Origin of the sequence: Sporomusa sp. KB1, assembly GCF_007830295.1 — a bacterium.
In the GTDB taxonomy this organism is placed as follows: Bacteria; Bacillota; Negativicutes; order Sporomusales; family Sporomusaceae; genus Sporomusa.
In genome coordinates, this window is record NZ_VLKC01000002.1 from 2,667,045 (window position 1) to 2,693,039 (window position 25,995).

Annotated in this window: 23 protein-coding genes; 18 read left to right on the plus strand and 5 right to left on the minus strand. The window is 42.9% G+C overall.

The window, feature by feature from the left end; genetic code table 11:
• Window positions 1-11 precede the first annotated feature (11 nt).
• Window positions 12-929 carry a DMT family transporter gene (locus tag SALPA_RS16050; protein WP_145096109.1) on the minus strand — a complete coding sequence of 306 codons (918 nt, stop codon included), beginning with the start codon at window positions 927-929 and terminating at the stop codon, window positions 12-14.
• A 116-nt stretch (window positions 930-1,045) separates the two neighbouring features.
• Here SALPA_RS16050 and SALPA_RS16055 point away from each other — a divergent pair, with 116 nt between their 5' ends.
• From SALPA_RS16055 to SALPA_RS16075, 5 genes are all read left to right on the plus strand, one after another.
• Window positions 1,046-2,407, plus strand: coding sequence for a PLP-dependent aminotransferase family protein (locus SALPA_RS16055; protein ID WP_145096112.1), 1,362 nt, complete (start codon window positions 1,046-1,048; stop codon window positions 2,405-2,407).
• A gap of 662 nt (window positions 2,408-3,069) precedes the next feature.
• Window positions 3,070-3,522 (plus strand): GNAT family N-acetyltransferase, encoded by a 453-nt coding sequence (locus tag SALPA_RS16060; RefSeq protein ID WP_145096115.1) that lies wholly within the window; start codon window positions 3,070-3,072, stop codon window positions 3,520-3,522.
• Window positions 3,523-3,642: 120 nt separating this feature from the next.
• The gene (locus SALPA_RS16065; protein WP_145096118.1) at window positions 3,643-3,912 is read left to right on the plus strand and encodes a metal-sensitive transcriptional regulator; all 270 of its coding nucleotides are present in this window, start codon (window positions 3,643-3,645) and stop codon (window positions 3,910-3,912) included.
• A 31-nt stretch (window positions 3,913-3,943) separates the two neighbouring features.
• The gene (locus tag SALPA_RS16070; protein ID WP_145096121.1) at window positions 3,944-6,370 is read left to right on the plus strand and encodes a heavy metal translocating P-type ATPase; all 2,427 of its coding nucleotides are present in this window, start codon (window positions 3,944-3,946) and stop codon (window positions 6,368-6,370) included.
• 27 nt (window positions 6,371-6,397) lie between these two features.
• Window positions 6,398-6,607 carry a heavy-metal-associated domain-containing protein gene (locus SALPA_RS16075; protein ID WP_145096124.1) on the plus strand — a complete coding sequence of 70 codons (210 nt, stop codon included), beginning with the start codon at window positions 6,398-6,400 and terminating at the stop codon, window positions 6,605-6,607.
• Between the two features lie 81 nt (window positions 6,608-6,688).
• On the opposite strand, the gene murI is transcribed toward SALPA_RS16075, so the two are convergent.
• Window positions 6,689-7,492 (minus strand): glutamate racemase, encoded by an 804-nt coding sequence (gene murI, locus SALPA_RS16080; protein ID WP_145096127.1) that lies wholly within the window; start codon window positions 7,490-7,492, stop codon window positions 6,689-6,691.
• Window positions 7,493-7,960: 468 nt separating this feature from the next.
• Between murI and SALPA_RS16085 the strand changes: the two genes are divergently transcribed.
• The gene (locus SALPA_RS16085; RefSeq protein WP_145096130.1) at window positions 7,961-8,443 is read left to right on the plus strand and encodes a hypothetical protein; all 483 of its coding nucleotides are present in this window, start codon (window positions 7,961-7,963) and stop codon (window positions 8,441-8,443) included.
• Between the two features lie 41 nt (window positions 8,444-8,484).
• Here SALPA_RS16085 and gltS read toward each other — a convergent pair whose 3' ends face one another.
• The gene (gene gltS / locus SALPA_RS16090) at window positions 8,485-9,708 is read right to left on the minus strand and encodes a sodium/glutamate symporter (protein ID WP_145096133.1); all 1,224 of its coding nucleotides are present in this window, start codon (window positions 9,706-9,708) and stop codon (window positions 8,485-8,487) included.
• Between the two features lie 401 nt (window positions 9,709-10,109).
• On the opposite strand from gltS, the gene SALPA_RS16095 reads away from it, so the two are divergent.
• The 6 genes from SALPA_RS16095 (at window position 10,110) to SALPA_RS16115 (ending at window position 16,522) form a co-directional block, all read left to right on the plus strand.
• Window positions 10,110-10,415 (plus strand): zinc-ribbon domain containing protein, encoded by a 306-nt coding sequence (locus SALPA_RS16095; RefSeq protein WP_145096136.1) that lies wholly within the window; start codon window positions 10,110-10,112, stop codon window positions 10,413-10,415.
• 48 nt (window positions 10,416-10,463) lie between these two features.
• Window positions 10,464-10,610 (plus strand): hypothetical protein, encoded by a 147-nt coding sequence (locus tag SALPA_RS29090; protein ID WP_186451091.1) that lies wholly within the window; start codon window positions 10,464-10,466, stop codon window positions 10,608-10,610.
• Between the two features lie 177 nt (window positions 10,611-10,787).
• Window positions 10,788-12,707, plus strand: coding sequence for an LTA synthase family protein (locus tag SALPA_RS16100; protein ID WP_145096139.1), 1,920 nt, complete (start codon window positions 10,788-10,790; stop codon window positions 12,705-12,707).
• Between the two features lie 98 nt (window positions 12,708-12,805).
• Window positions 12,806-13,480, plus strand: a complete 675-nt coding sequence (locus SALPA_RS16105) for a phosphatase PAP2 family protein (protein ID WP_222428021.1) — start codon at window positions 12,806-12,808, stop codon at window positions 13,478-13,480.
• Between the two features lie 175 nt (window positions 13,481-13,655).
• Window positions 13,656-14,783 (plus strand): phosphatase PAP2 family protein, encoded by a 1,128-nt coding sequence (locus SALPA_RS31550; RefSeq protein ID WP_255451232.1) that lies wholly within the window; start codon window positions 13,656-13,658, stop codon window positions 14,781-14,783.
• A gap of 128 nt (window positions 14,784-14,911) precedes the next feature.
• The gene (locus SALPA_RS16115; RefSeq protein ID WP_145096145.1) at window positions 14,912-16,522 is read left to right on the plus strand and encodes an IS1182 family transposase; all 1,611 of its coding nucleotides are present in this window, start codon (window positions 14,912-14,914) and stop codon (window positions 16,520-16,522) included.
• A gap of 187 nt (window positions 16,523-16,709) precedes the next feature.
• Here the strand turns inward: SALPA_RS16115 and SALPA_RS16120 are convergent, their stop codons facing one another.
• Both SALPA_RS16120 and SALPA_RS16125 read right to left on the minus strand, forming a co-directional pair.
• Entirely contained in the window at window positions 16,710-17,090 is a 381-nt protein-coding gene (locus tag SALPA_RS16120) for a GIY-YIG nuclease family protein (RefSeq protein ID WP_145096148.1), read from the minus strand.
• Window positions 17,091-17,122: 32 nt separating this feature from the next.
• Window positions 17,123-17,887, minus strand: coding sequence for a DUF2087 domain-containing protein (locus SALPA_RS16125; RefSeq protein ID WP_145096151.1), 765 nt, complete (start codon window positions 17,885-17,887; stop codon window positions 17,123-17,125).
• A 345-nt stretch (window positions 17,888-18,232) separates the two neighbouring features.
• Here SALPA_RS16125 and ilvD point away from each other — a divergent pair, with 345 nt between their 5' ends.
• The 6 genes from ilvD (at window position 18,233) to SALPA_RS16155 (ending at window position 25,939) form a co-directional block, all read left to right on the plus strand.
• Window positions 18,233-19,897: a dihydroxy-acid dehydratase gene (gene ilvD, locus SALPA_RS16130; protein ID WP_145096154.1), complete on the plus strand. Its 1,665-nt coding sequence runs from the start codon at window positions 18,233-18,235 to the stop codon at window positions 19,895-19,897.
• Between the two features lie 36 nt (window positions 19,898-19,933).
• Window positions 19,934-20,767: a 3-methyl-2-oxobutanoate hydroxymethyltransferase gene (panB, locus tag SALPA_RS16135; RefSeq protein ID WP_145096157.1), complete on the plus strand. Its 834-nt coding sequence runs from the start codon at window positions 19,934-19,936 to the stop codon at window positions 20,765-20,767.
• Between the two features lie 26 nt (window positions 20,768-20,793).
• Window positions 20,794-21,645, plus strand: coding sequence for a 3-methyl-2-oxobutanoate hydroxymethyltransferase (panB, locus tag SALPA_RS16140; RefSeq protein ID WP_094606041.1), 852 nt, complete (start codon window positions 20,794-20,796; stop codon window positions 21,643-21,645).
• 133 nt (window positions 21,646-21,778) lie between these two features.
• The gene (locus SALPA_RS16145; protein WP_145096160.1) at window positions 21,779-22,867 is read left to right on the plus strand and encodes an iron-containing alcohol dehydrogenase family protein; all 1,089 of its coding nucleotides are present in this window, start codon (window positions 21,779-21,781) and stop codon (window positions 22,865-22,867) included.
• A gap of 120 nt (window positions 22,868-22,987) precedes the next feature.
• Window positions 22,988-24,277, plus strand: coding sequence for a nickel-dependent lactate racemase (gene larA, locus SALPA_RS16150; RefSeq protein ID WP_145096163.1), 1,290 nt, complete (start codon window positions 22,988-22,990; stop codon window positions 24,275-24,277).
• 363 nt (window positions 24,278-24,640) lie between these two features.
• Window positions 24,641-25,939: an MFS transporter gene (locus SALPA_RS16155; RefSeq protein ID WP_145096166.1), complete on the plus strand. Its 1,299-nt coding sequence runs from the start codon at window positions 24,641-24,643 to the stop codon at window positions 25,937-25,939.
• The last annotated feature ends 56 nt before the right edge of the window (window positions 25,940-25,995 follow it).

Consider the following 25,995-nt stretch of genomic DNA (forward strand, 5'->3'; position numbering starts at 1 on the left):
AATCTTTACATTTAATCCATATCCTCATTATTATCTTTGCCTAAAAAATTAGTTCCAACAACCCCGATAATGATGATGGCTGCGCCAATTACGTGAAAGTATTCTAGTTTTTCATGTAGAAAAACAACTCCGGCAAAGATGGTGATAAGTGTAGCCAAATTATTGAATACGCTCATCTTTGAGGCTTCCATTTTTGACAGGGCATAGTTGGATAAAAAAGACGTCCCCAATGATGATAACACACCAAGATATAAGGTAGAGACAAAAAAATTTCTATTTGTAAAAGGTGCAAAATAGTAAGCAAGAGTATGAGCTGTGACGTGTTGTATAATAGCGATGCCATTGAATGTAATCATGCCAAGCATCGCCATAATATAGGTCAATACGGTGAGTGAATATTGCCTAGTCAAATTTCGGGCTAAAACATTGTAACAAGCTGCGGACAATGTCGAAAGGAGAATAAGAATAATTCCTTTCGTGTTTGCTAGTTCAGGCACAAAGCCTTTCATAACAAAGATGTAAACGACTCCTGCGACGGACAATAAAGTAGATAGCTTTTGCCATTTGGTCGAGTGTTCTTTTAAAAAATGGGCGGCAAGAACTAATGTGAATATCGGCACTGAAGCTTGAATTATTCCCGCTTCGGATGAAGAAGTATAAACTAGGCCAAACGCTTGGAAAGCAAAAAATAAAGCTGGATAAAGTGTCGCTAATGGTAGTATTGCTATAAAGTCTTTGCTATTAATATCTAACCGGACTTGCTTTGCTACAAGAGGTATGGAAGCAGCCAAAAAAGCAATGGTGAAGCGATGCGCCAATGTATCCATGGGACTGGCTGATGTTAAAGCTATTTTTACGAACATAAACGAGAAGCCGATAATGAGAGCATATAATAGTGCCGCAAAATACGCTTTGTTAAGTCGTGTCATGATAAATATCCTCCGAGTATTATAATTTTTATTTGAATTTATGGTAATGTAAATAGCGCAGATGTACAATAAAAATAAAAACGAATTGTATGGTTACAGTTTATTGAGGGAGCGTCATGTATAAATATCTTTCTTTAGTAAACGAGTTGGAAAAAATGATTCAAACAAATCAATATGAAGCGGGGGCAAAGCTTCCTTCGATTCGTGATCTGTCTGAACAATATCAATGCAGCATGAATACGGTAATTAAAGCATTTCAAAAATTGGAAAGGCAGGATATGGTGTTTGCTATACCCCAGAGTGGGTACTATGTAGTGCAAAAGAAGTTTGATGTAATAAAAAAGAATAAAAACCAAGAATTGAATTTCGTCTCTACTGCGCCGAATTGGAGTGAGTTTCCTTATTTGGATTTTCAACATTCTCTAAATAAAGCCATTGATACTTATCGGCAAGAACTATTTAATTATGGAACACCGAGGGGATTACCATCCTTAATTAAAGTTGTACACAAACAACTAGCAACTTATCAAATTTTTACCAACCAAGAAAATATTTTTATTACTTCCGGCGTCCAGCAGGCGCTGGCAATTTTAAACGCTCTTCCATTTCCCAATAATAAAAACAAGATATTAGTGGAACAACCAAGTTATCACTTATTTATTGAGCATTTACAGGTGTACAAAATACCAGCGATTGGAATAAGTAGAACAGCCAACGGTATTGATTTAGTTGAACTAGAGCACATTTTTCGCGACGAAGATGTCAAATTTTTTTATACCATGCCAAGATTTCACAATCCGCTGGGAACCTCCTATTCTCAGAAAGAGAAAATAGAAATTGTTAAACTAGCAGCAAAATATGATGTTTATATTGTAGAAGATGATTATTTAGCCGATTATGAAGAAAATTCCAAAGTAGATCCGCTGTATGCTTATGATACCAATGGCAAGGTTATTTATTTAAAAAGTTATTCAAAGATTATGTTCCCTGGTTTGCGGGTTGGAGTGGTGGTTCTACCTAAAGATTTAGTAGAAAAATTTCAGCAGTATAAAAAGATTGCCGATATCGACAGCTCAATGATTTCACAAGCTGCGCTGGAAATAGATATAAAAAGCGGTATGTTTGAACAACACAAACGAAAAATTCGTTCTCGCTATCTGTCGCGCGCAAAACTTCTATATGAATCTCTTGAAAAGTATAGTAATGAGAATTTAGACATAGAAAAAATTAAAATTCCTTCGTCGCTTTGTATGCATGCACATATTGTCTTACATAAAAATATCAATAGCAACCAATTACTTAGAAACTTAAAGAAACAAGGCGTGCTAATAGAATTGGCAAAAGCCAATTATCTAGAAACATTTCAGCAAATAAATATTTTGAAGTTAAATGTTTCTAGTGTCGATGAGTCAAAAATTGAGGAAGGAGTAAAGCGAATAGTAAAAGAAATTAATAATGCAAGCAGAAAGAAATTTTAGAGAGGTTACGGCATGTCATGGAACACTAATGACATGACTTTTGGGTATTTGTAATGTTATGGAAGTAGCGCAAAGCTAACATATCAATCAGGTTTATCCTAAGAATCCAAGTATATGCAATTGCTTGAATGTTTGCCGGGCGTCCCTCGCTGTTACCCAATTTTATGATGAAGTGTTGAGTCTGAGTGGACTTACAATCACTCAATTGGGGATGCTGCGGCACCTTGAGTTGGCGGAATTGACCACAATTAGTCATCTGGCCGACAGCGTATCAAGGTGTTTAAGGTTAATTGGGGGCATTTGGGAGTGCGCAGGAACGGAATAAATTGTTGAACCCGATTGTTGGCAAGATAACTTATAACCTATCCGCAGACCCGGACAAACATAACGAGGAGGAGTTCAAAAAAGGTCCCTTGCATAATATGAGCATGAAGGATTATCCTTCATGCTCATATTTCGTTTTTTAATGAGTTCTTGTATTTGGCGCAAGCCATGCTTTCTGTATAAATACCCGCCAAAAACGTAATGTTTTAGGCGGGTATTGCTGGTATATCAGTAGTATAATAAGTGTGTGAGAAACAGCGCACTTTGCTAAGCCATCTTGCACTGTAAGTGACGATATACAATGGTTTTAATCAAAACAATCAACTGGAGGGTCGGATATGATTTCGATAGAAAGCATTCAGTTAGCAGATCTGCAGCAGTATGCAGTGTTATGTAATGCGCTTTTTGGATCTAAAACCAATATGGCTCAATTGGAAAAGACAGTTAAGAAAATTATCAGTAACCCGGACTATATTTTAGTTGGAGCAAAGGATGAGAACAAACAATTAGTGGGAGCTGTAACGGGTATTACATGCATGGATACAGTGGGTGAATGCCAACCTTTCATGGTGCTTGAGAACCTTATTGTGAGTGAAAAGAGTCGAAGGCGGGGAGTGGGGAAGCAGTTAGTAAATTATATTGAAAATAATGCTCGTGACCGGAATTGTTACTTTGTTATGCTTATGTCGCTGATTAAGAGAAAAGAAGCCCATATGTTCTATGAAGCTATCGGGTACTCGAAGGACATCGCGCAAGGATATAAAAAATATTTGCAGGGTGTATCCCAATAAGGTTTATTAGCTGCTGTCGAGGTATATTTCGAAGAAAAATCCTAAACATAAGTGTTGACGAAAACGAATTACAAGTCTACAATATATACTATACGGGGGTATTGTATATGGAGGATGGTCATGTTAAATGAACGCGAAATCGCTAATGTAAAAAAAAGACTGCGACGGACTGGTGGGCAAATCAACGGAATTGAGAAAATGATTGATGAAGGCCGCTACTGTGTGGATGTTTTGCAGCAGATTATGGCCGCCAGAGCGGCGCTCAATCAAGTTGCGCTTATTATGATTGAAAGCCATACGAAAAGCTGTGTTGTTACTGCTATAAAGGAAAATCGAACTGATGAGGCTGTTGATGAGCTAATGGGTGTTTTATCTAAGTTTACAAAGTGAGATAAAGCTTATGATTGAGAGGTGAAAGGTTATGGCTGAAGTACGTAATAACCGAGTTGCCGATACTGTGTTATTACAGATCGGTGGTATGAGCTGTGCTGCTTGTGCAAGCAGGATAGAACGAGGGTTGACAAAGTTGCCGGGAGTCGAAAAGGCCGCAGTAAATCTTGCGACTGAGAAGGCATCTGTGACCTATGACCGCTCCCAGCTAAGTCTTAGTGAAATAGCGGGTAAAATTGAGGATTTAGGCTTTACAGTCATCAAGGATAAAGTAGACTTAAAAATTAGCGGCATGACCTGCGCGGCCTGCTCTGGTCGCGTAGAAAGGAGCTTAACTAAGCTGCCCGGTATAGCCAGCGCGGTTGTAAATCTTGCAGTTGAGAAGGCTACGGTGACGTATTATCCGGGCGTAGTCAGTGTAAGCGATATCAAAGCTAAAATCGAAAGCATTGGATTTGGTGCGCATGAATTAACAGATACTCTAGCAGTAGATAAAGAAAAGAAAGCCCGCGAAGCAGAGGTCAATAGGCAGCGATTGCGCCTGTTCATAGCTGCTGGTTTTTCCCTGCCGCTATTGTTGGGAATGGTTTTGCATATGCTGGGGGCAATGGGCAGGGCTACCGAGCTGCTGATGAATCCATATCTCCAATTGATATTAGCCACTCCGGTGCAGTTTCTTGCTGGCTGGCAGTTTTATCGGGGTGCTTATCTGGTGCTCAAGAACGGCAGTGCCAATATGGATGTTTTAGTCGTGCTTGGAACGTCTGCTGCTTATTTTTACAGTATAGCTAATGTACTGCGGCATGATCCTAATTTATATTTTGAAACATCGGCGATTTTAATTACGCTCATCATATTAGGTAAGCTGCTGGAAGCCACTGCCAAGGGACGAACCTCTGAAGCTATTAAAGCTCTCATGGGTCTGCAGGCTAAAACCGCGAGAGTGTTTCGCGACGGTCAGGAAATTGATATTCCCTTCGAAGCGGTGGTGACCGGAGATGTTGTGGTTGTGCGTCCTGGTGAAAAAGTTCCGGTTGACGGTGTGATTGTCGAAGGGACATCAACAGTGGATGAGTCTATGCTTACCGGGGAAAGCTTGCCTGTTGATAAAAAAATTGGTGACCAAGTGGTTGGTGCGACTATTAATAAATTAGGTACATTTAAATTTGAGGCTACTAAGGTTGGTAAAGATACCGCTTTGGCTCAGATTGTACGCATTGTTGAAGAAGCGCAAGGTTCGAAAGCACCGATCCAGCGTTTTGCTGATGTGGTTTCAGGTTACTTTGTACCAACTGTTGTAGGGCTGGCAATTGTAACCTTTGCCGTTTGGTTCTTTATCTTGGACCCAGGCAATTTCTCGCGGGCCTTGGTTAATTTTACAGCTGTATTAGTCATTGCCTGTCCTTGCGCACTGGGCCTGGCTACGCCGACATCCATTATGGTGGGTACAGGTAAAGGGGCGGAAAATGGAATCTTGATCAAAGGGGCGGAACATTTAGAGCAGGCGCATAAACTGACAACTATTGTCCTTGATAAGACAGGCACAATAACCAAAGGCGAACCGGAAGTTACCGATATTGTGCCGCTCGCAGGACTTGGCGAAGCTGAATTAGTACGCTTAGCTAGCAGTGCAGAAAAAAATTCTGAACATCCTTTGGCCCAGGCTATTGTAAACTATGGTAAAAAACACGGTGTGCCTGTGGCAGACCCGGAATCGTTTACTGCCATTCCCGGGCATGGAGTTGCGGTTACTATTGCCGGTAAACGAATTTTAGTTGGTACCCGTAAACTCATGCAGGAAAATAATATTGAGTTTGCAGCTGCGGTTGCCCAAATTGAACAGTTAGAACTCCAGGGTAAGACGGTCATGTTATTTGCCTTAGGAGATAGGCTGAGCGGTTTATTTGCTGTCGCAGATACGGTTAAAGAAAGCTCGGCACAAGCGATCAGCGAGCTGCAGAAGATGGGAATTGAGGTTTGGATGATGACCGGCGATAACACCCGTACCGCCCAGGCCATTGCTCAAACGGTAGGCATAACTAATGTTATGGCCGAGGTATTGCCGGAGCACAAAGCTGAAAAAGTTGAGGCCCTTAAAAAAGAGGGTAAGGTTGTGGCTATGGTTGGTGACGGCATTAATGATGCCCCGGCGCTGGCGACTGCCGATGTGGGTTTTGCAATCGGAACCGGTACCGATGTTGCTATCGCGGCAGCCGATATTACCCTGATGCGGGGTGAATTAACCGGTATTGTGGCTGCTATCCGGTTAAGTAAGGCAACCATGAGAAATATTAAACAGAATCTCTTTTGGGCGCTGGTGTATAATTCGCTTGGTATTCCGATTGCGGCCGCCGGATTTCTATCACCTGTTTTGGCAGGAGCAGCCATGGCTTTTAGCTCAGTTTCGGTGGTAACCAATGCCCTTAGATTGAAACAGTTTGATCCTTACAGGAGCTGAGGCAAGGGATGAGAGGAGGTGAAGCTTGTGAGTAAAGTAGCGGAAACAACCTTGAAAATTGAGGGTATGTCTTGCGGACATTGCAAAATGAGTGTTGAGAAGGCCCTGCAGGCGATTGCAGGAGTAGTAAGTGTAAGTGTTGACCTAGAAAAGAAAGAAGCCATTGTAACTGGTACTGCTGAGCGGGAGGTCCTTGTGAAAGTTGTGGAAGATATTGGTTTTGATGTAGTTTCATGAATGTAAGAAGGCAAGCCCTTTCAGGGCTTGCCTTAAAAACATATGTATATACGTTACCCGCCGCGCTGCGTCCAGTCCGGCTTATTTCAGTATATCAACTTGCTGAAAGTCAGGCAGCGGTACATTGATTATACGCTGTGCCAACCGTTTGGCTCTTGCCGGATCGGCAGAGAAACAGAAACGTCGTATTGCCTGTTGGCCGGCATTTGCTAACAGATCCATACTTTTTAGAGTTTCATAAGCATCACGGGCTGTTTGTTCAGCCGGGTCAATTATTGTTACATTAGGTCTCAGAATGTGATTAATAGTCTCTAATAGGAAGGGATAGTGCGTACAGCCCAAGACTACTGTATCTACACCAGCATCTTTCATAGGCTGAAAGCATTCTCGACAAGCTGCTTCTGCTGCGGCTCCTGTTAATTCTTCTCGTTCTACAAGCGGAACCAGTGGTGGGCAGGCCTGAGGAAACACGCGGGCACTTGCGTCTGCAGCCTTGATTCGTTTGGCATGTTTGCCGCTATTAATGGTAGCTTGTGTGGCTGCGATACCAATATTTTTATTTTTGGTGGCGGCTAGTGCCAACTGCTCACCGCTATTTGTGCCAACGATAGGAAAAGAATATCGGCTGCAAGCTTGCTCTAAAGCCCACATCGTCATCGTATTACATGCCACGACTGCGATTTTAATGCCTTGCCTGTTTAGAAAATCGAGAATTTGCTTTGAAAACTCTATGATTTGTTCAACCGGCCGGGAACCGTAAGGAGCCCGACCAGTATCACCAAAATAAACAATGTTTTCATTTGGCATTAACTTAATAATTTCTTTTACTACAGTAAGTCCACCAATACCGGAGTCAAAAACTCCAATGGGTGCATTATTTGACACAACTGACACCTCCGAAGTGTAATATAGTATATGTGACAACAGCTGATTTTATAGGAAAGACTTCATCATTATATAATAAATAAATAACTCAACTTTCGCAACATAAATTAGGCAGGTAAGCCTTGATATAGCAACGAACCCTAGCCAAAGGCCAGGGTTCGTTGCTTGTGATGAGCGCTGCAAGACCAATAGTTAGAAAATTGCTCTGAGAAAGAAGGTATTGGCTGTTTTGTGACGAAATACACAAAACATTAACAACAAGAGCTTCACATTGTAAACTTATGTCTGCGACAAAAAGACGCAATTGTGACAGGAATAGCCAACGGGCGGCTTTACTCTTCGGTTGGCATGGGAATAAACAAAAATAGGGCAGCTTCAAATTTATTTTAGGCTACCCTATTTTAAAAATGCTTACTGGTAAGATTCTTTACTGCAGATATATATATAAATAAACCGCGGAGGGCTGTAATGAAAAACTTGAAAGTTACTTGTCAGGAATTGCGTAAATTACTGCCAGTACTAAGCATTATTGTGCTTATCTTGTTAGCCGGAGTCGGTCAGGCAACTACTGAGCGTTACTTACAGTCGCAGTTAAGCAATAAGATCCTGCTGGAATCTCAGCAGCGCCAAGCAGCATATCAGGCACTAAAGGCCCGGGTGCAGGAATATAATAGTGCCTTTGTGAATCGGGATTATAATACCCTATATAGGTTATCCTATTTTAAAGGGGTTCCCCAGCCTAGCCTATTCGAATACTGCCAGTTGCGTGATGCAGGTTACGTCTATAATATCAGCGTAGCGGTACAGGATATTGAACTGCAGGGTGATAAAGCCTGGGCAGAGGTCGAACTGGTATTGAACCATCCGGCACTTGGGACAAATAAAACCACCCATAAACAGCAATGGGAGTTACTTAACGGTCTTTGGTATAAAGTAGACTATGGCAATTAAAAAGGACGGAGTCCTGGCGACTCTGTCCTTTTTTATAGTTTTTACCGGAACATTCCGGCCATACCGGTGATAATCAGCGCATTGGCAAAGTCAATCAAGAAGGCTCCTACCAATGATACGATCATAAGGGCCCGAGGGGAAGGACCGTATTTTTCGGTTAATGCAGCCATGTTTACTAATGCATTAGGCGTTGCACCCATACCGAAACCGACCATACCAACAGACAGGTGTACAGCATCATAGGTGCGACCCATGATAAAGTAAACCACCAGCCAGCAGAAGAGGGCCATTAGAATAATTTGACCAATCAAAATTACCAGCAGTGGGAGGGCAAGGTTAATGAGTTCCCACAATTTAAGACCATTAATAGCCATTGTTAAATAGACGGCCAACGAAATATCGGAAATGATTTCAAGAGCATTGCCATTGATTTCATAAGACTTGGTAAGATCGCCAAAGTTACGTATTACTGCGGCCATAATCATAGCGCCGATATAACCAGGAAGCGTAATCCCCGCTTTCGTCAAATAAAAACTTAAAATGGAGCCTAAACCCATGGCAGCAAGTACAAAGCCGAGCGTTTTTATTAAGCTATCGCCGTTAATGCCGGTTTCTTGTTCTTCTTCCACTTCAACACCATCTACAGCAATGCCGTCTTGTAATGGCGTGGGTAATTTGTATTTTTTAATCAGAGCTTCACCAAATGGGCCGCCCATCAAGCTGCCTGCAACCATACCGAAGGTTGCACATGCCACAGCGGCAGCAGTAGCTCCCTGTACACCCCACTCTTCAAAGAGCGGTCCAAAGGCACCACCTGTTCCCAGGCCACCCATCAGCGTAACGGCACCACTTATAATGCCAAAGAGAGGATCAATACCGGTAGCCTTAGCAAGAGCAATGCCGAGAGCATTTTGCAGCACTGCCAGTACAACAGCTAACAAGAAAAAGATAATTAAGGGCATGCCGCCTTTTTTTAGCAGCGTTACACTAGCGCCCATACCAATTGTGCAAAAGAACATAATCATGAGCGCGGTTTGCATAGAACCATCTAACTCAAACCCGAGAATTCCCTGGGTGCGCAGGAAAGTGGATAAACCAGCAAAAATCAAACCGCCAATAACAGGTGCCGGAATGCTGAGACGCATAAATATAGGTATCCGGTGCCTGATAAAAGAACCTAAAAAGTATACTGCCAGAGCCAGAGCAACTGTTTGAATCATGTTAAGTTTGAGGATTAAAAGACCGTTTACAATTGTTGATTCCATTAATTTCCCTCCACTCTTATTTGCTGAATAATGCAAATAGTGATAATAGTGTTTAGTGTTGCATTATTTTTTTTTAATTATAAGCAAGCACTTTATGAAAACTACAGAAAACAACTGAATGTTATATTAGAAAATACTGATTTATCAGTAATGTTTTCAGAGGATTCATTTGTATGCATACAAGTGAATCGTTTTGAGATATTGTTGCTTTTTGATGTAAATCGTGCGAAATATGTAAATGGAAAAAACAAGTAGATTTATATTAATTCCTTTAAAAATAGATGTAGTACCGCCAAATCCATTGTTTACTAATCATCAAAAATATAGTATTCGGTCATATTAATAATAAGTGGTTCGCAATAACTATCAATGATTATTAAGGTGCTTAGGAGGGTAATATTGTGGCTGAAGACAAAACGTTAACTTGCAGGGATTGCAAGGCTCCATTCGTTTTTACTGCTTCTGAACAGAATTTTTATGCTGAAAAGGGTTTCACTAATGAACCAGGGCGTTGTCCTGAGTGCCGGGCAGCGCGTAAGCAAAGTAGTGGAGGTTCTAATCGGCGGGATAACAACCGTCCTCAACGTGAAATGCATGCCGTTACTTGTTCTGAATGTGGGAAGCAGACTGAAGTTCCGTTTCGTCCAAGTGGTGACCGTCCGGTTTATTGCCGGGAATGCTTTAATCAAAATAATTCGCGCTATTAATGTAAGAAACTGACTGCAGTATTATAAAAAATCAGGTGGTGAGGCGTAATGGGCGGAAAAACCTTCGACCAGTTTACTAGCCGTCAACAGGCTAGAAACAAAAAAATGATGCACACAAAAGATCCTGAGTCCAAGAATCAAGCTGATGAGCAGGACAAAACGAAGGCAAGAGAAATACAGTCGCTGCCAAGCTAAATAGCTGATATAAAATGTAAAATAAAGCCAGTGGTCTATATCTCAGCTTGATATAGACTGCTGGCTTTACTTTTTGGTGAAATAGCAAGTCCTTTTTCATTTTGTTTTCAGAATCAGTTGTTATAATTACTAAGGCATAATGCGATAGTTGTGATCATTTACACGAGGAGGATTCTGATGAAGTTGGATAAAAATTTTTGGGGCCGATTTTCTGCAGCTATTTCGCTGGGTTTCCTATGGTTCATTTTAGGGGCAATACTGCGTGTAAAGTTGGCACTATTTTCCTATAATCAGATTTTGGCAACGCCTTGGGAGATTTTTAAGGTGCTTGCGGTTGGCGGCATTTTTGATCTCATTGTTATCGGCCAGGGTTTGTTGCCGTTGCTCTTTTATTTGGCGCTTGTACCGCGCCGCTTTTTTGCTGCTAAGGTCAACAAGCTTGTAATTATGGGTCTACTATGGGTTTCAACAGCACTTCTGCTGTTGTTGTCAGTTACTGAGTTTTATTTTTGGGATGAATTCCAGGCGCGGTTTAATTTTATTGCTGTTGATTATCTTATTTATACCCAGGAAGTAGTGGGGATGATTCGTGAGGGTTACCCGCTCAAGGCGTTATTTAGTGGCATTGGGTTGACTGCTAGTGTTTTAACAGTTGTTATTTGGAAGAAATATTTGTGCTGGGATACCACGCTTTCGTTTAAGCGGCGGTTAGGCGTGTTAGGTCTTGCTCTGGTATTTCCGGTTGTTGTATTTTTCTCGGTTACCGGCAACATGAAGAATGTCAGTGGGAATATCCTTAATAATGAACTGGCAGGTAATGGAGTCTATGAATTTTTGTCAGCCTTTCGCAATAATGAACTTGATTATGTCCGCTATTATAAGACCATTCCTAATGAAGAGCTTGAGCCTAGACTTAGACAACTGTTGCAGGAACCCAACAGCCAATATGTTAGCACAAATCCGGGAGAGTTGACTAAGTTTGTTACCGCGTCAGGCCTGGAAAGACATCCGAATATTGTAGTTATTACAGTGGAAAGTCTGAGCGCTGATTATATGGGAGCCTTTGGCAATCAAAAAGGCTTGACCCCCAATTTAGATAAACTGGCGCAAGAGTCGCTTTTTTTCACTAAGGTATATGCAACAGGGACCCGGACTGTCCGGGGCTTAGAGGCGCTCACTTTATCCATTCCACCGACTCCCGGACAATCCATTGTACGTCGTCCGGATAATGATGATCTGTTTACGTTAGGCTCAGTACTAAACAGTCGTAATTATAAAAGCTGGTTCGTCTACGGCGGCTACGGTTATTTCGATAATATGAATGATTTTTATGCCAAAAATAACTATCAGATTCTTGACCGTACCAGTATCCCGAAAGAGAAAATTATGACTGAAACCGTATGGGGTGTGGCCGATGAGGTCATCTTTGGCGAGGCTGTCGAAAATCTTGATAAAGCTTATGCCAGTGGTGAGAAAGTATTTCAGATGATTATGACTACCTCGAACCACCGCCCCTATATTTACCCAGATGGCAGAATTGATATTCCTTCACCTGGCGGCGCAAGCGGCGCTGTTAAATACACCGATTGGGCCATTGGCAATTTTTTGGCTGAGGCCAAAAAGCACCCCTGGTTTCAAGATACGGTGTTTGTTATTGTTGCTGATCATCAGGCGGCAAGTGCCGGAAAAACGGAAGTGCCGATCAAGAAATATCATATTCCGCTTATCGTCTATGCTCCCGGTCTTATTGCGCCAGGGCGTGTTGATCGCTTAATGAGTCAAATTGATGTTGCACCAACACTGTTAGGCTTGCTCAATTTTTCTTATACCTCGCGGTTTATGGGCTATGATATAATGAAGCTGCCGGTAGGCCAGGAGCGTATTTTTATTAGTACCTATCAGAATATCGCTTATGCCAAAGGCGATAACCTGGTTGTTTTAAAACCTAAAAAACAGGTTTCTTTTTACCAGATTAACTATCAGACCGGGGAATATACGAAACAGGCACCTGATGCTGATTTAGTGAACGAGGCCATAAGCTGGTATCAGGGTGCCAGTTCGCTGTATAAAGAGGGTAAATACGGCGCGGTTCATTGAAATAGCCTATGCGGCAATTGGGAAATATGATAAATTTGTCCTCAGGAAGTGACGTTGGTTTGCAGTTTTTTCAACAATACCGTACTATTTTAGTGATAATGGTGCTATTTATTTTGAATCTGCTGGTTATGCAGTATACGGATTTTGATTTGTTTGTACAGGACTATGTCTATAACTTTCAATCAGGCAAATGGCCCTTGGAAGATGTACATAGCCACTATGGCTGGCTGTTGTATACAGGAATTAAAGTGGGGCTGGCAGGGTTTGCCGTACTGCTTATGGCTCTATTTGCTTTATCCTATAAATCATCATTTGCTTTTTTAAGACAATACCGCCGTTCGTTTGCCTGTGTGATTATTAGTATGATGCTTTGCCCGTTGCTTGCTAGTATGGGTAAACAGGTAACGAATGTCTATTGTCCGTACCAAATTGAACGCTATGGCGGAACGATGCCCTATGTTAAACCTTTGTCTCCTTACCCTGCCAGCTTTAAGCAGGAAAAAAGAGGGATGGGTTTTCCTGCCGGTCATGCGGCAGGTGGGTTTGCCTTGCTGTCTTTGTTTTTTGTTTCAAAACATAGAAAAATACAGCTCTTACTGGGTGGGGCAGGGCTCGCCGTCGGTATTTTTATGGGTGTGTATCAAATTTTACGGGGCCAGCATTATATTGGCGATACGTTGGTAACAGTGCTAGGGTGTCTACTGTTTAATGTACTGCTTTTCCGCCTATTTCCAGGACAGCAGCGTGGACACATGTATTATAAGACATCATAAACGGTTACGTAGACCGCCTGCTAAATCATATTGCGATTTGACAGGTGGTTTTTATTACAAAATAGTAGCAATAAGATAAAGTAATGTATAGGTACATATACTATCTTCGTGGCAGTTTATCTCAAGTTTGCAATACGGACAGTATGCTTATATGAATTTACTAGGGAGGATGACTATGCGTAATCAGGCGCGAGTGGCTAGCCTAGTTCTGTGTTTCCTTGTTTTTTCCTTTGTGGTTGTGAGTGCTGATAGGATTAATTCTGAGGAATTTCCTGATATTTTTGCGCATGAGGATACTGTTATTGCAACCGGTCAGACAGTTGGTAAGTTGATGGTAGCTGGCGGCAATGTTGTGGTAGGCGGCCAAGTGAGCGATGGTATCATAATTGTTGACGGTAATCTGACAGTAGCACCAGGCGCTGCTGTACATGGTAAAATAGTTGTGCTTGGCGGCAGTGCAACAATTGAAGCGGGGGCAACAAGCGAGCACAAGGTATGGGTACTTGCGCCACACGGTCATCCTTTGGTACCGATAGTGGTTACTGCTCTTTTCCTAATGGGTGCTGTTAGTCTAATTGTGTTACCGGCACTGTTTTGGGTTATGGGTCATTTGTTCAAAAAGAGTCCCTGGTACTTGCCTGCCAGAGAAAAGTTTCTTGAGCTTGAGCGGCGGTGGCCGGTGCTATATATTGCGGCAAGTTTGGGATTTAGCGCGTTGATGTTGGTAAGTTTTGGCGAATTAGCTTGGGAAACGTTATTTCGTCATACTATGGGACTGTTTGATGATAGCTTTGTTTGGCTTATTCGGAATTTTGCTAATCCAGCATTAGATAGGATTATGATAATAATTACAGATATAGGTTTCGGTACTAGCTATATCATCATCGTTGCTGCTGTGTTTTTGGTGCTTATCTATATCAAACGCTGGCGGGAGATGGCCGCACTGGCGATTTGCTTAGCAGGCGGGGCGGTGCTTAGTTTGTTATTAAAAAATTTGTTTCACCGTGCCCGGCCAGACTTGCTGCGGGTTGTGCAGGAGACTAGCTACAGTTTTCCCAGTGGTCATGCTTTGGCAAGTATGTGTTTCTATGGTATGGTAGCATTTTTGCTAATGCGTACTATTGCCAACTGGCGTGGGCGACTAGTCGTCATGACGCTGGCAGTTATCACAATTATTGCTATTGGTATTAGTCGGATCTATTTGGGGGTTCATTACCCGACCGATGTGGTAGCAGGCTATGCTGCCGGTTCTATGTGGCTGGCCTTTTGTATATCGCTCTTGATGTTGTGGGAACAGGCGTGACAGCCAAGGAGCGTGGAAGTTACCTTACAGGACAGAAGAAGGGGCTGTTGCACTAAAGCAGGCCTAAAAAAACAAAAGACGGCCCCGGTATGTAGCCGGGAGCCGTCTTTTGTTGTAAAATCAAGTTTGTGAAAACAAAGAAATTACAACCAGATTATACAACAAACGGGAATGTATATCAACTGGTTATCCCCATGGACATCGGCGAAATGATCCCGGCAGATGATTCGGTGCGATTACTCAACGCGGTCATGGAAAGGATGGATTACAGAAGATTGTATGCCGCGTACTCCCGCCTGGGGAGAATCGAGAAGTCACCGAAACGTCTGTTTAAAATTCTCGTATATGGATACATGAATGGCATTTATTCCAGCCGCAAACTGGAACAATCCTGCCGGCGAGACGTCAATTTCATGTACCTGCTGGGCCGGGAAAAAGCACCGGACCACGCCACGATTGCCCGGTTTCGCAGCGAGCGGTTGGCAGAGGTTGTAGACGACCTGTTTACCCAACTTGTGCTACTGCTGGCCGATGCGGGCGAACTGTCACTGTCAAGCGCCTTCATCGACGGAACCAAGCTGGAGGCCAATGCCAACCGCTACCGCTTTGTCTGGAAGAAATCGACGCAAAAGAACGAGGAGAAGCTGCAGGAAAAAATGAAAGCTCAGCTCCCGGTGCTGGCGGCAGAGTTCGGTCTGCGCTTTCCTGTCGGTCAGACGATCAAGGCCAAAGACCTGAAAAAGCTGCGCAAACGGCTCAAAGCGCTGCAAGCCGAACGCGGCATCGTCTTTGTCCACGGCAAGGGACAGCGTAAGGCGCCACTGCAGCGGGCGATAGAAACGGTAGACGAATATCTTGCCCGGCAGAAGAAGTACAACGACTACAACCACAGCTTCGGGGAACGCAACAGCTTTTCCAAGACGGACAGAGACGCCACCTTCCTGCGGATGAAGGAAGACCATATGAAAAACGGGCAGCTTAAACCGGGATACAACGCGACACTGGCGGTAGATGCAGAATATATCGTATCTGCCATGATCAGTCAGGAACGAAGCGACAGCCAAACATTCATCCCGATGCTGAAGACGCTCAAAGGACTGGGATATACCAAGCCTGTAGCGGACGCGGGGTTCGAGAGTGAAGAAAACTACACCTGGTGCGAAGAAAACGGACAAATAGCATTTATTAAGCCGTCGAATCACGATAAAGCCAAAACCCGCAAATACCAAAGTGACATCGGCAAGCGTGAGAATATGCCCTATGATGCGAAAAGCGATAGTTACCGCTGCCACAGGGGCCACCCCATCAAGGCGGCGTATGAAAAAAAAACCAAGTCAAAGGCGGGTTATCCCATTGTGACAACGGTCTACGCCTGCACCGAGTGTGCCGGCTGTCCGTATAAGGCCCAATGCATTAAAGGCAAGAGCAAGACGCCGCTCGAAGAACGGAGCAAGAACCTGTACGTATCCAAAACCTTTCTCAGGCAGAGGCAGGAAATGCAGGCGCGCATTCAAAGTGAGGAAGGTGTCCTCTTGCGCATAAACCGCTCCATCCAGGTAGAGGGAGCGTTCGGTGTACTTAAACAGGACATGGCCTTCCGACGGTTTCTGCTGAGGGGCAAAGGCAAGGTCCAGACCGAGTTGTTGCTGCTATGTATGGGGTATAACCTAAACAAACTCCATAACAAAATCCAAAGCGGCCGCTGTGGAACCTATTTACATATTCCCAAAGCGGCCTGACAACTATATACAGATTTTTTTAGAGGAAGAGGCTTCCTCTGTTTTGTTGTGCACATAAACCGACTGCGGCTTCTTTTTTTCATTCTCCCTACTAGGAGTTTCCTTCCTAAATTACCCAAAAAGGCGTGTCGCTCTGCGTTTTTCAAAAAACGTTTTGCGACACGCCCTTTTTGTCCAGATGGAAAGGTTAGCTTACCCTGGAATCTTCTTTAGCTTTTGGAGGAGGGTTATAGCCGTGCTCATTGTAAGGCTTCAACGAATTTAACCATTTTTCTTCCAGGCTTGCTAAGACGTCAGGTAAATTTTCTGTTGCTATGTCATCTGTCTTTAGCGTTTCAAGAATATCGAACGAATAGGCTTCTGGGCCATATTGATTCCATTCTTCCTGAAGGTTTTTATTTTTATGACTGTTCATTTTAAGTTGAAAGCGGTGGCGGTTAAAGACAGAGTTTAGATTTTTACTGCTGCCAATAAAGGTTTTACCGTTAACTTGATTTTTAATCTGAAATATACCGATGGGAAAAGACATCTGTTTATATAGGGTTTTTAATTCTTTATGTCTATCCAATGAACTCATCTCCATTCTGCTTTTTTTTAGAACTAATTTCGAACCCAGTAGGAACTGCCATCTTGCGTACGGTCCATAAAACCATAGTCAATCAAATACCGGCGTAGTAGTACGTAATCAGGGTAAAATTGCTGTAAAATCGAATTTACTTCTTTTTCAGTATAGCTTTTACCCATCTCGAAGTTCGTCAGGAGATGCCGTAATATCGCCACCCGCTTTTTTTCTTTCGGGGGAAACAAAGTAAGTGGTCCGGATAGTCCCTGCTTAAAGCAGGTTGATAATATTTTTTTGTTTTCCTCTTCGGTGATGACAAAGCGATCATCAACCATTTTTGAACTGCGCGGGATGTCAATAAAGGTTTGTTTCTTGGGGGTCTGTTCCCCTAGTAGTTCCATGATGGCGAGAAAGACCTTGGCTTGTTTTTGCTTCTCGCGGAGAGTAAAGCGATGGTTGCGGATGGTCGAAGTACTGCCTGTATTGAGAGTTTTGGCAATCTCATTATCCGCATGACCTTGGTAAAAAAGTTCTAGGATTATTTTTTGGTGATCGGTTAGGCCTGTTAACTTTTTATCTAGGTTAATCAGCACCTCAAAGGTGGAGTGGTGTTGCTCGGCGATGTGAATGGCAATATACTTGCGGGCTTCGTATAATTGCTCCTGATGGGGGTAGATAACACCATTGGCAAAGCTTTTTCCGCAAATCAGGCATACAAACTCGTCGGCTTGTTTATGATAAAGATAACCTTGCTTTATTTCATCAAGAGATGCCTGCCAAAATAGTTCCGTTAAGTCATTCATCTAAACACCTCATTATATTATCTATCAATGGTACAGATGTTATTATAAATTGTTTTGTACTTAAAGTCAAGACATAAACCAAGGTTGTTTAACTATATACTAGATAATATAATTTTTATCTACTCAGTAAACCAATTTTCCATAGTGAAGAATTGGTTTATTAGGCGATTATTTCAATACGACAAGATTCTTCATGATGATGTCAAAAAATTCAGAAGGTAGAAGCAGCGTATTTAAGGAATACTATCAATCATAAAACCTGAATAGCTCATTTATTTGCTGGAGTCGTTTGTAACTTCACTGTAAATGTAAAAATGTAAATTATGAAGAGGAGGCAAAAAAATCATGAGGAGCCATATTACCACCAAGGGATTAGAACGGGCAACTCATCGCGCGTTGTATTATTCGATGGGTTTTTTACCAGAAGACTTGGAAAAACCATTAATTGCTGTTGTAAATACTCAAAATGAAACTATGCCTGGACACAGGCATTTGGACACTATAGCCAGGGCAGTCAAAGAAGGAATTATTGCTGCCGGCGGCACACCGATAGAGTTTCCAACAATCGGTCTTTGTGACGGGATTGCGCAAGGAAACTATGGCATGCACTATCCTTTGGCAAGCCGGGAATTGATTTGCGATTCGGTAGAATGTATGATGAACGGTCATCAATATGATGCTATGGTGCTTATTACCAATTGTGACAAAATTACGCCAGGACTACTGATGGCGGCTGTTCGCCTCAATCTTCCGGCTATTATGATTAGCGGTGGACCAATGGCCACCGGTTGTGTTGATGATCAGGAAATCGGCTACACCGATTTAATGGCTGCGCAAGGCGATGTTGCCAGAGGTATTATTACTCGCGAAGAATTATCAAGAAGAGAACGGGATGCACTACCTGGTTGCGGCGCCTGTAATTTGCTGGGAACAGCCAATACCATGAACTACCTCACTGAGGCTCTTGGCATGTGTTTGCCTGGTGCAACCAGCCTGGCAGGGACTGGCAGACGGTTGGCTCTGGCCAAACAAACTGGCATGAAGATTATGGAGCTGTATAATAAGTCAATCTTACCACGACAGATTGTGACTAAAGAATCTATTGAAAATACAATTACCGTAGACTTGGCCATCGGGGGCTCAACCAACACCCTGTTACATTTAACCGCTTTGGCTAAAACGGCAGATATTGAGTTTGATATTAATAGTTTTGCTGAACTAGCCCAAAAAGTCCCTCACCTTGTGAAAATTAGACCTGCCCAAAATGGCCATTATCCTGCTGACGTTCATAATGCTGGCGGTATAACGGGGTTAATGGGTCAGTTATGTAAAAATGGTTTGCTGCACAAAGATTGTTTAACCGTAACTGGCCAAACAGTTGCCGAGAATGTCAGCGATGCTAAGATAATCAACAGCAATGTCATTAGGCCGATGGATAACCCCTATTCAGCCAAAGGCGGCTTGCAGTTGCTGTATGGCAATCTGGCACCTGAAGGGGCGGTATGTAAGAGTGCAGCGGTTGTACCGGAAATGTACCATCATAAAGGTCCGGCTAGAATTTTTAACCAGGAAGAGCCGGCTGTGGCTGCTATTTACGGCGGACAAATTAAACCAGGTGATGTGGTCGTAGTAAGGTATGAAGGTCCAAAAGGCGGCCCCGGCATGCGGGAAATGCTTACAGCTACTGCTGCTATTGTTGGCATGGGCTTATCCAAAGAAGTAGCATTGGTGACTGATGGTCGTTTCTCTGGTGCTACGGCAGGCGCTGCTATTGGACATGTTTCCCCGGAAGCGGCCGAAGGTGGACCGATTGCCTTAATTGAAGAAGGCGATCTGATTGAAATTGATATCACTAACGGCACCGTTCATCTCCATGTTAGCGATGAAGAACTGGCTCGCCGTAAAGCGGCCTGGCAGGCTCCCAAGCAAGATCATGTAATTAAAGGCAGTTATCTTGATCGCTATTCTAAGATGGTATCGTCAGCGATGGCTGGTGCGGTATTTAAATAATAATAAAATAATACAGAAAAATAGGAGGCAGTAAAAATGGCTAAAACTAAAATTACAATTCCTCAGATTCTTGAGACTAAGCAAAACGGTAAAAAGTTCAAAATGATCACAGTATATGATTATCCGATGGCTGGTATTGTTGACCGCTCGGCTGCTGAACTTATCTTAGTCGGTGATTCACTGGGCATGGTTATCCAGGGTAAGGACAGCACTGTGCCGGTAGAATTTGAAGAAGAACTGTATCACTTAAAGCTTGTCCGCCGGGGAGCACCTAATACCTTTGTTGTTGGTGATATGCCCTTTTTATCCTACCAGGTAAATCGCGATGAAGCCATTCGCAATGCAGGCACGCTGCTAAAAGCCGGTGCTGATTGTGTTAAAATGGAAGGCAACATTAAAATTGCCGACACGGTAAAAGCGGTAGTGGATGCTGGCATCCCAGTTATGGGCCACATTGGCTTAACGCCGCAAACAGCCGCGATGATGGGTGGCTTTAAAGTTCAAGGCAAAAGCTCGGAAGCTGCGGAAAAACTGATGCAAGATGCTATTGCTATTGACAATGCCGGCGTTTTTGCCATGGTGTTAGAATGTATGCCTGCTGCCCTGTGCAAGCTAATCACTGAGCGGGTGAAGTGCGCGACAATCAGTGTTGGCGGCGGCGGAGATTGTAATGGACATAACCTTAACGCCTACGATTTACTCGGCATTTTTGATAAATTTGTGCCTAAATTTGTGAAGCAGTATGCGCAAATGGGACAACAAATGGTGGATGTTTTTGACACCTGGTGCCAGGAGATTGATAATGGCACTTTTCCGGAAGAAAAGCATTGCTTTACGATGAACGACGAAGATTTGAAACGTTTATACTAATATTTTATTAGGAGTTGTGATGGATAATGGCTAAAAAAACAATTAATGATTTTAATCAAATGGTAGATAAAGGTGAAAAAATAGTTTATCTTACAGCTTATGATTATCTAACAGCCAAAATGGAAGAAAAAGCTGGCGTGGATATGATCCTGGTTGGCGATTCTCTCGGGATGGTAAGCTTAGGCTATGATACAACTTTTCCGGTAACTATGGATGATATGATTCGCCATTGCTCGGCTGTTCGTCGTGGCGCACCTAATACCTTTATTGTTGGCGATATGCCATATATGTCTTACCAGACCTCCAATGAGCAAGCAATTGCTAATGCCGGCCGGTTCATAAAAGAAGCCGGTGCCGACTGCATCAAACTTGAAGGCGGCGGCCCGATGATTGCTGAGCGGATTAAAGCCATCCAGCAGGCTGGTATCCTGGTTATGGGTCACATTGGCTTAACGCCGCAGCTTATGGGTCAAATCGGTGGTTACAAAGCCCAGGGCCGCAGCTCGGCGGCTGCCATGAAGATTGTCAATGAGGCCAAAGCGGTTGAAGCAGCAGGTGCCTTCAGCATTTTGGTAGAGGGTATTCCTACTGCTGTAGGCAAAGCCATCACCGAAAGAGCCGGGATTCCCATTTTGGGTATTGGCGCCGGTTCATATACTCATGGCCAACTGCTCATTTATGCTGATATGGTTGGTATGTATGATAACTTTACGCCGAAATTTGTCAAGAAGTATGCTAATGTAGGTGAAGTTTTAACAAATGCCTTCAAAGAATATACTGAGGAAGTCCGCAAGGGGCAATTCCCGGTTGACAGTGAACATACCTATGGTATGAAAGAAGAAGAAGTACAAGAGTTTCTTGCTTTGTTGGATAAATAATCAGCAGATGCTAGAAGGCTGCGAGGAAATATCCTCCAGCCTTTTTTAGCACCATTAATAAGAATGTGTTAAAAAGCTATGGTAAATATCACGAAATTTATAAATAATGCAATAAATTAAGGGGGAGTCAATAATGAGTTTTTATTCACAAATGCTGCCAAGTTATACAGTAGGTGATGATGCCTATAAGAATGTTCCTGCAATTTGCGAGCCTTATGGAACAAAGGCAGTTGTTATCGGTGGGAAAAGAGCTATTGAGGCAGCTAAGGATTATTTGCTTGCTGCACTTACGGATTCAAAAATTGAAATAATCGATTTTATTTGGTATGGCGGTGAGGCATCATTTGAAAATGGCGATGTTCTTATTGCAAATCCTAAAGTTCAGGAGGCCGACATGGTTTTTGCTGTCGGCGGCGGCAAGGCCATTGACTGCTGTAAATATGTAACTTATGTAGCTAAAAAGCCATTATTTTCTTTTCCTACAATAGCAGGAACATGTGCACCCGTTTCTTCTGTTGCTGTTATTTACTATCCCACCGGAGTTATTCGTGACACCTGGCAGCGTGCTGACGGAATGCCTCCTATCCATGTTTTCATTAATACAACAGTTATCGCCGAGGCACCTGAGATTTACTTATGGACAGGTATGGCTGACACAATGGCTAAGCACTTTGAAACTACACTTGCAAGCCGTGGCAAGGCATTAACGCATGGAGATGCTTTTGGCGTAGCTATGGGTGTTCAGTGCTATAAACCCCTTGTTCAGTACGGAGCAAAAGCGCTTGCGGATTGCAGAAATAATACACCTTCCTTCGAGGTTGAGCAGATTTGTCTTTGTATCCTTGTTACAACAGGTATGGTTTCCAATTTCATTGACTTTTCCATTAACAGCAGCATTGCCCATTCTCTATTCTATGGTATGACCGTTCTGCCGCAGATCGAAGAAAAACACCTTCATGGAGAAGTTGTTTCCTATGGTGTTCTAGTACTTCTTATGTATGATGGTCAGATGGATAAGCTTGAAGAACTTTACGATTTCTATAAAACAGTTAAGCTGCCAACAAAGCTTGCTGATATAGAGGTTACCTACGACGAGCTTGGTCCTGCCATCGAAACAACTCTTACTGTAAGAGATATTAAGAATGCACCTTATGAAGTAACCGCAGAAAAACTTTATCAGGCAATCACCGACCTTGAAGAGTATAACAAAAAAAGAGGATAATCTTTTAGAGGCTGTGTGAAAACTAGTGCCGAAAAAACCCGCTAAAAACGAAATGTTTTAGGCGGGTTTTCAATTTGTTGATTTTGGTTTATCATAGGAATTAGAAAGAGGTGTCGAACGATGAAAAAATTTACATTAAAGTACGGCAAAGAAGAAATCAGTTTCTCTGTTCCTGCAAAGCAATTGCTGCACGAAATTATTGGTAAAGAATATCCGCCTATCAACGATATTCCTCAAGCTGTGCGCGAGGCACTGGCTAAACCAATTGATGCGCCACCGCTTGGCGAATTGGTACGGCCTGGTGAAAAAGTTGCTATTGCTGTTAGTGATATTACCCGTGCCTGGCAGCAGATGCCGCTGGTGTTGCCTGAGATTATTGCCACTCTTAACAAAGCTGGTGTGCCAGACAGCAATATTACTATTATTATCGCGGTAGGCGGTCATCGCCAAAACACGGAGCAGGAGTTTGTTCAGTTATGCGGCAAAGAAATTTATGAGCGAATTAAAATAGTAAACCATGATGCTTTTGATGCTGATAATATGGTGTATTTTGGCAAGACCAGCCTGGGGACTGAAGTTTCTATTAATAAAATAGCAGCCGAAGCTGATAGGCTAATCCTGACAGGTGGTATTGTGTATCATTATATGGCAGGCTTCGGCGGTGGTCGCAAAAGTATTGTTCCGGGTATTAGTTCTATTAAAACCATTCGCCAGAATCACTTGTGGGGACTGGGACGAGAGGTCGGTGCCGGCTCTAATCCGCATGCTGCCTCCAGAAAGACGCAAGGCAATGAGTTGCATGAAGATATGATGGAGGTTGGCGGCTTCATTAATCCTGACTTTATCGTTAATATGGTACCTACTCCTGACGGTCAATTTGGCGGTGTTTTTGCCGGTAATTGGGTTTCTGCCTGGAAGGAAGGCTGTAAACTGGTAGATCAACTTTATGGTGTTCAAATTGATAATTTAGCAGATATTGTGGTTACCACAGCTGGCGGGTTTCCTAAAGATATTAATCTTTACCAAACAGGTAAGACCATGGATAACGCCTATTATGCTGTGAAAAAAGGCGGTGCGGTAGTACTCTTAAGTGAATGTGCAGACATCTACGAACCAGAGGAATTTTCCCGCTGGTTTCAATATAATGACAAGTTGTCCATGGAAAAAGCGTTGCGCGCAGACTTTGGGATACCGGGCTGGGTGGCGCTAAAAGAAGTGGAATGCAGCAGCCATGCCACTTATGTCATGGTTACGCGTCCGGAAAATGCCGAGTTTGTTAGCAAAACCGGTATGATTGCTGCAACCACTATCGAGGACGCGCTTCGAATTGCCAGGGAAAAATGTGGCACAGATAACCCCACCTATACTGTTATGCCGCAAGGTGCAAACACGTTGCCAATTTTGCGGTAATCAGCTCTAAAACGCAAGAGAGTCAGTAAGAGTGATCAAGTCCCTGGTAGATTAAACTTTATAAGCTGTATTGAGTTCCACTAACGATGTACAAGCATGTTGTTGATATAAAATTATTAACAACATGCTTGTACATTTTTAGTGGTTTTATCTTTTCTGCGGTACGATGTGTGCAATATATTCATGATGCTCATCAATAAAGTCCGGAGGTAATTGAGTGATAATTGGCAAATATATAAACATAGAAAATTTTTAAAAGGAAAGCTTGTTAGGTTATAGAGTAAATGCAGGCTTTCCTTCCCTGGCCAGGGGCATACCGAAAAGAGTCTTAATAATCTAATTAATGCGGAAAAGGGGGATATTATGGTAAGTGAAGTTGAAGAAAGAGCAATAAGCAAGTTACGTTGGAAGTTACTTCCCTATCTGATGTTACTGTACATCATGGCAATGATTGATAGGGTAAACGTTGGTTTTGCCGCCTTGCAAATGAATGCGGACTTGGGTATAAGCCCAAGTATGTTCGGATTTATCGCTGGTATCTTTTTTATTGCCTATTTCTTTTTTGAAGTACCTAGTAATGTTATTATGCATCGAGTGGGGGCCCGTATCTGGATTACCCGGATTCTTATTAGCTGGGGTTTGGTAACCGTATTTACAGGCTTTGTTCAAAATTCTACTCAATTTGGTATTTTACGTGTTTTACTTGGTGTTGCTGAAGCTGGTTTCTATCCCTGTATTATCTTGTATTTGACCTTCTGGTTTCCAGGCAAGTACTTTGCTAGTGCTGTTTCCATCTTTATGTGCGGCATGGCGTTGGCAAACATTATAACAGGGCCGATTTCCACCTGGATTATGGAAAATGTTGCGTGGATGGGCTTGGCAGGCTGGCGCTGGTTGTTCGTGATAGAAGGACTACCTGCGGTACTGCTTGGTTTTGTAACCTATTTCACGATGATTGACCGTCCTGAACAAGCGAAATTCCTGGAAAAAGATGAGAAAGAATGGCTTCTTGCCGAACTGAAAAAGGAACATGAAGCAAAAGCTGCTTTTGTACCTGCTAACAAATGGGATGTATTCAAAATGGGGAAAGTTTGGCATCTGTCTTTCTGCTATCTGTGCTATGTTATTGCCTTATACGGTTTGGGATTATGGATGCCCCAGATTATTAAGGGCTTGTCAAAAGCCTTGAGTCTTACCAACATAGGTTTAATATCGACCATTCCTTACTTCTTCGCCGTAGTCGCGATGGTTCTTGTAGCCCGTCACTCGGACAAGACTGGGGAACGTAAATTTCATGGGTCGTTGCCGATCAGTATAGCTTTCTTCGGCCTGATTGGTTTAACAATGACAAATGATTTATGGGTTTCTATGGCGCTTATTTGTATAAGCCAGATGGGCATTTACTGCTTTGTCGGTACATTCTGGTGTTTCCCTAATATGTACCTGACAGAGGCGACGGCGGCAGTTGGTATTGCTATCATTAATTCGACAGCTAACCTTGGCGGGTTCATTGGACCCTATGTCGTAGGTTTCCTTAAGGAACTGAGCGGCGGATCTACCACCCTGAGCATGTATTTCCTGGCATCCTTCGCCGTCATGGGGACAATATCGGTATTGGCTCTTGGTAAACCACCAGCAGAGGGAAAATTAACAGGAAAATAGTCTTAAAATAGAAGTAAACAAAAAAGGGTTGCGGGGAGAGATCCTCACTACCCTTT

Coding starts and splice junctions, on each gene's coding strand:
- SALPA_RS16085 (WP_145096130.1), top strand. CDS start 7,961: ATGAAAAACTTGAAAGTTACTTGTCAGGAATTGCGTAAATTACTGCCA.
- SALPA_RS29090 (WP_186451091.1), top strand. CDS start 10,464: ATGGGCGGAAAAACCTTCGACCAGTTTACTAGCCGTCAACAGGCTAGA.
- SALPA_RS16155 (WP_145096166.1), top strand. CDS start 24,641: ATGGTAAGTGAAGTTGAAGAAAGAGCAATAAGCAAGTTACGTTGGAAG.
- panB (WP_094606041.1), top strand. CDS start 20,794: ATGGCTAAAAAAACAATTAATGATTTTAATCAAATGGTAGATAAAGGT.
- gltS (WP_145096133.1), bottom strand. CDS start 9,708: ATGGAATCAACAATTGTAAACGGTCTTTTAATCCTCAAACTTAACATG.
- SALPA_RS16100 (WP_145096139.1), top strand. CDS start 10,788: ATGAAGTTGGATAAAAATTTTTGGGGCCGATTTTCTGCAGCTATTTCG.
- SALPA_RS16050 (WP_145096109.1), bottom strand. CDS start 929: ATGACACGACTTAACAAAGCGTATTTTGCGGCACTATTATATGCTCTC.
- SALPA_RS16125 (WP_145096151.1), bottom strand. CDS start 17,887: ATGAATGACTTAACGGAACTATTTTGGCAGGCATCTCTTGATGAAATA.
- SALPA_RS16070 (WP_145096121.1), top strand. CDS start 3,944: ATGGCTGAAGTACGTAATAACCGAGTTGCCGATACTGTGTTATTACAG.
- ilvD (WP_145096154.1), top strand. CDS start 18,233: ATGAGGAGCCATATTACCACCAAGGGATTAGAACGGGCAACTCATCGC.
- panB (WP_145096157.1), top strand. CDS start 19,934: ATGGCTAAAACTAAAATTACAATTCCTCAGATTCTTGAGACTAAGCAA.
- larA (WP_145096163.1), top strand. CDS start 22,988: ATGAAAAAATTTACATTAAAGTACGGCAAAGAAGAAATCAGTTTCTCT.
- SALPA_RS31550 (WP_255451232.1), top strand. CDS start 13,656: ATGCGTAATCAGGCGCGAGTGGCTAGCCTAGTTCTGTGTTTCCTTGTT.
- SALPA_RS16145 (WP_145096160.1), top strand. CDS start 21,779: ATGAGTTTTTATTCACAAATGCTGCCAAGTTATACAGTAGGTGATGAT.
- SALPA_RS16105 (WP_222428021.1), top strand. CDS start 12,806: ATGGTGCTATTTATTTTGAATCTGCTGGTTATGCAGTATACGGATTTT.
- SALPA_RS16060 (WP_145096115.1), top strand. CDS start 3,070: ATGATTTCGATAGAAAGCATTCAGTTAGCAGATCTGCAGCAGTATGCA.
- SALPA_RS16065 (WP_145096118.1), top strand. CDS start 3,643: ATGTTAAATGAACGCGAAATCGCTAATGTAAAAAAAAGACTGCGACGG.
- SALPA_RS16055 (WP_145096112.1), top strand. CDS start 1,046: ATGTATAAATATCTTTCTTTAGTAAACGAGTTGGAAAAAATGATTCAA.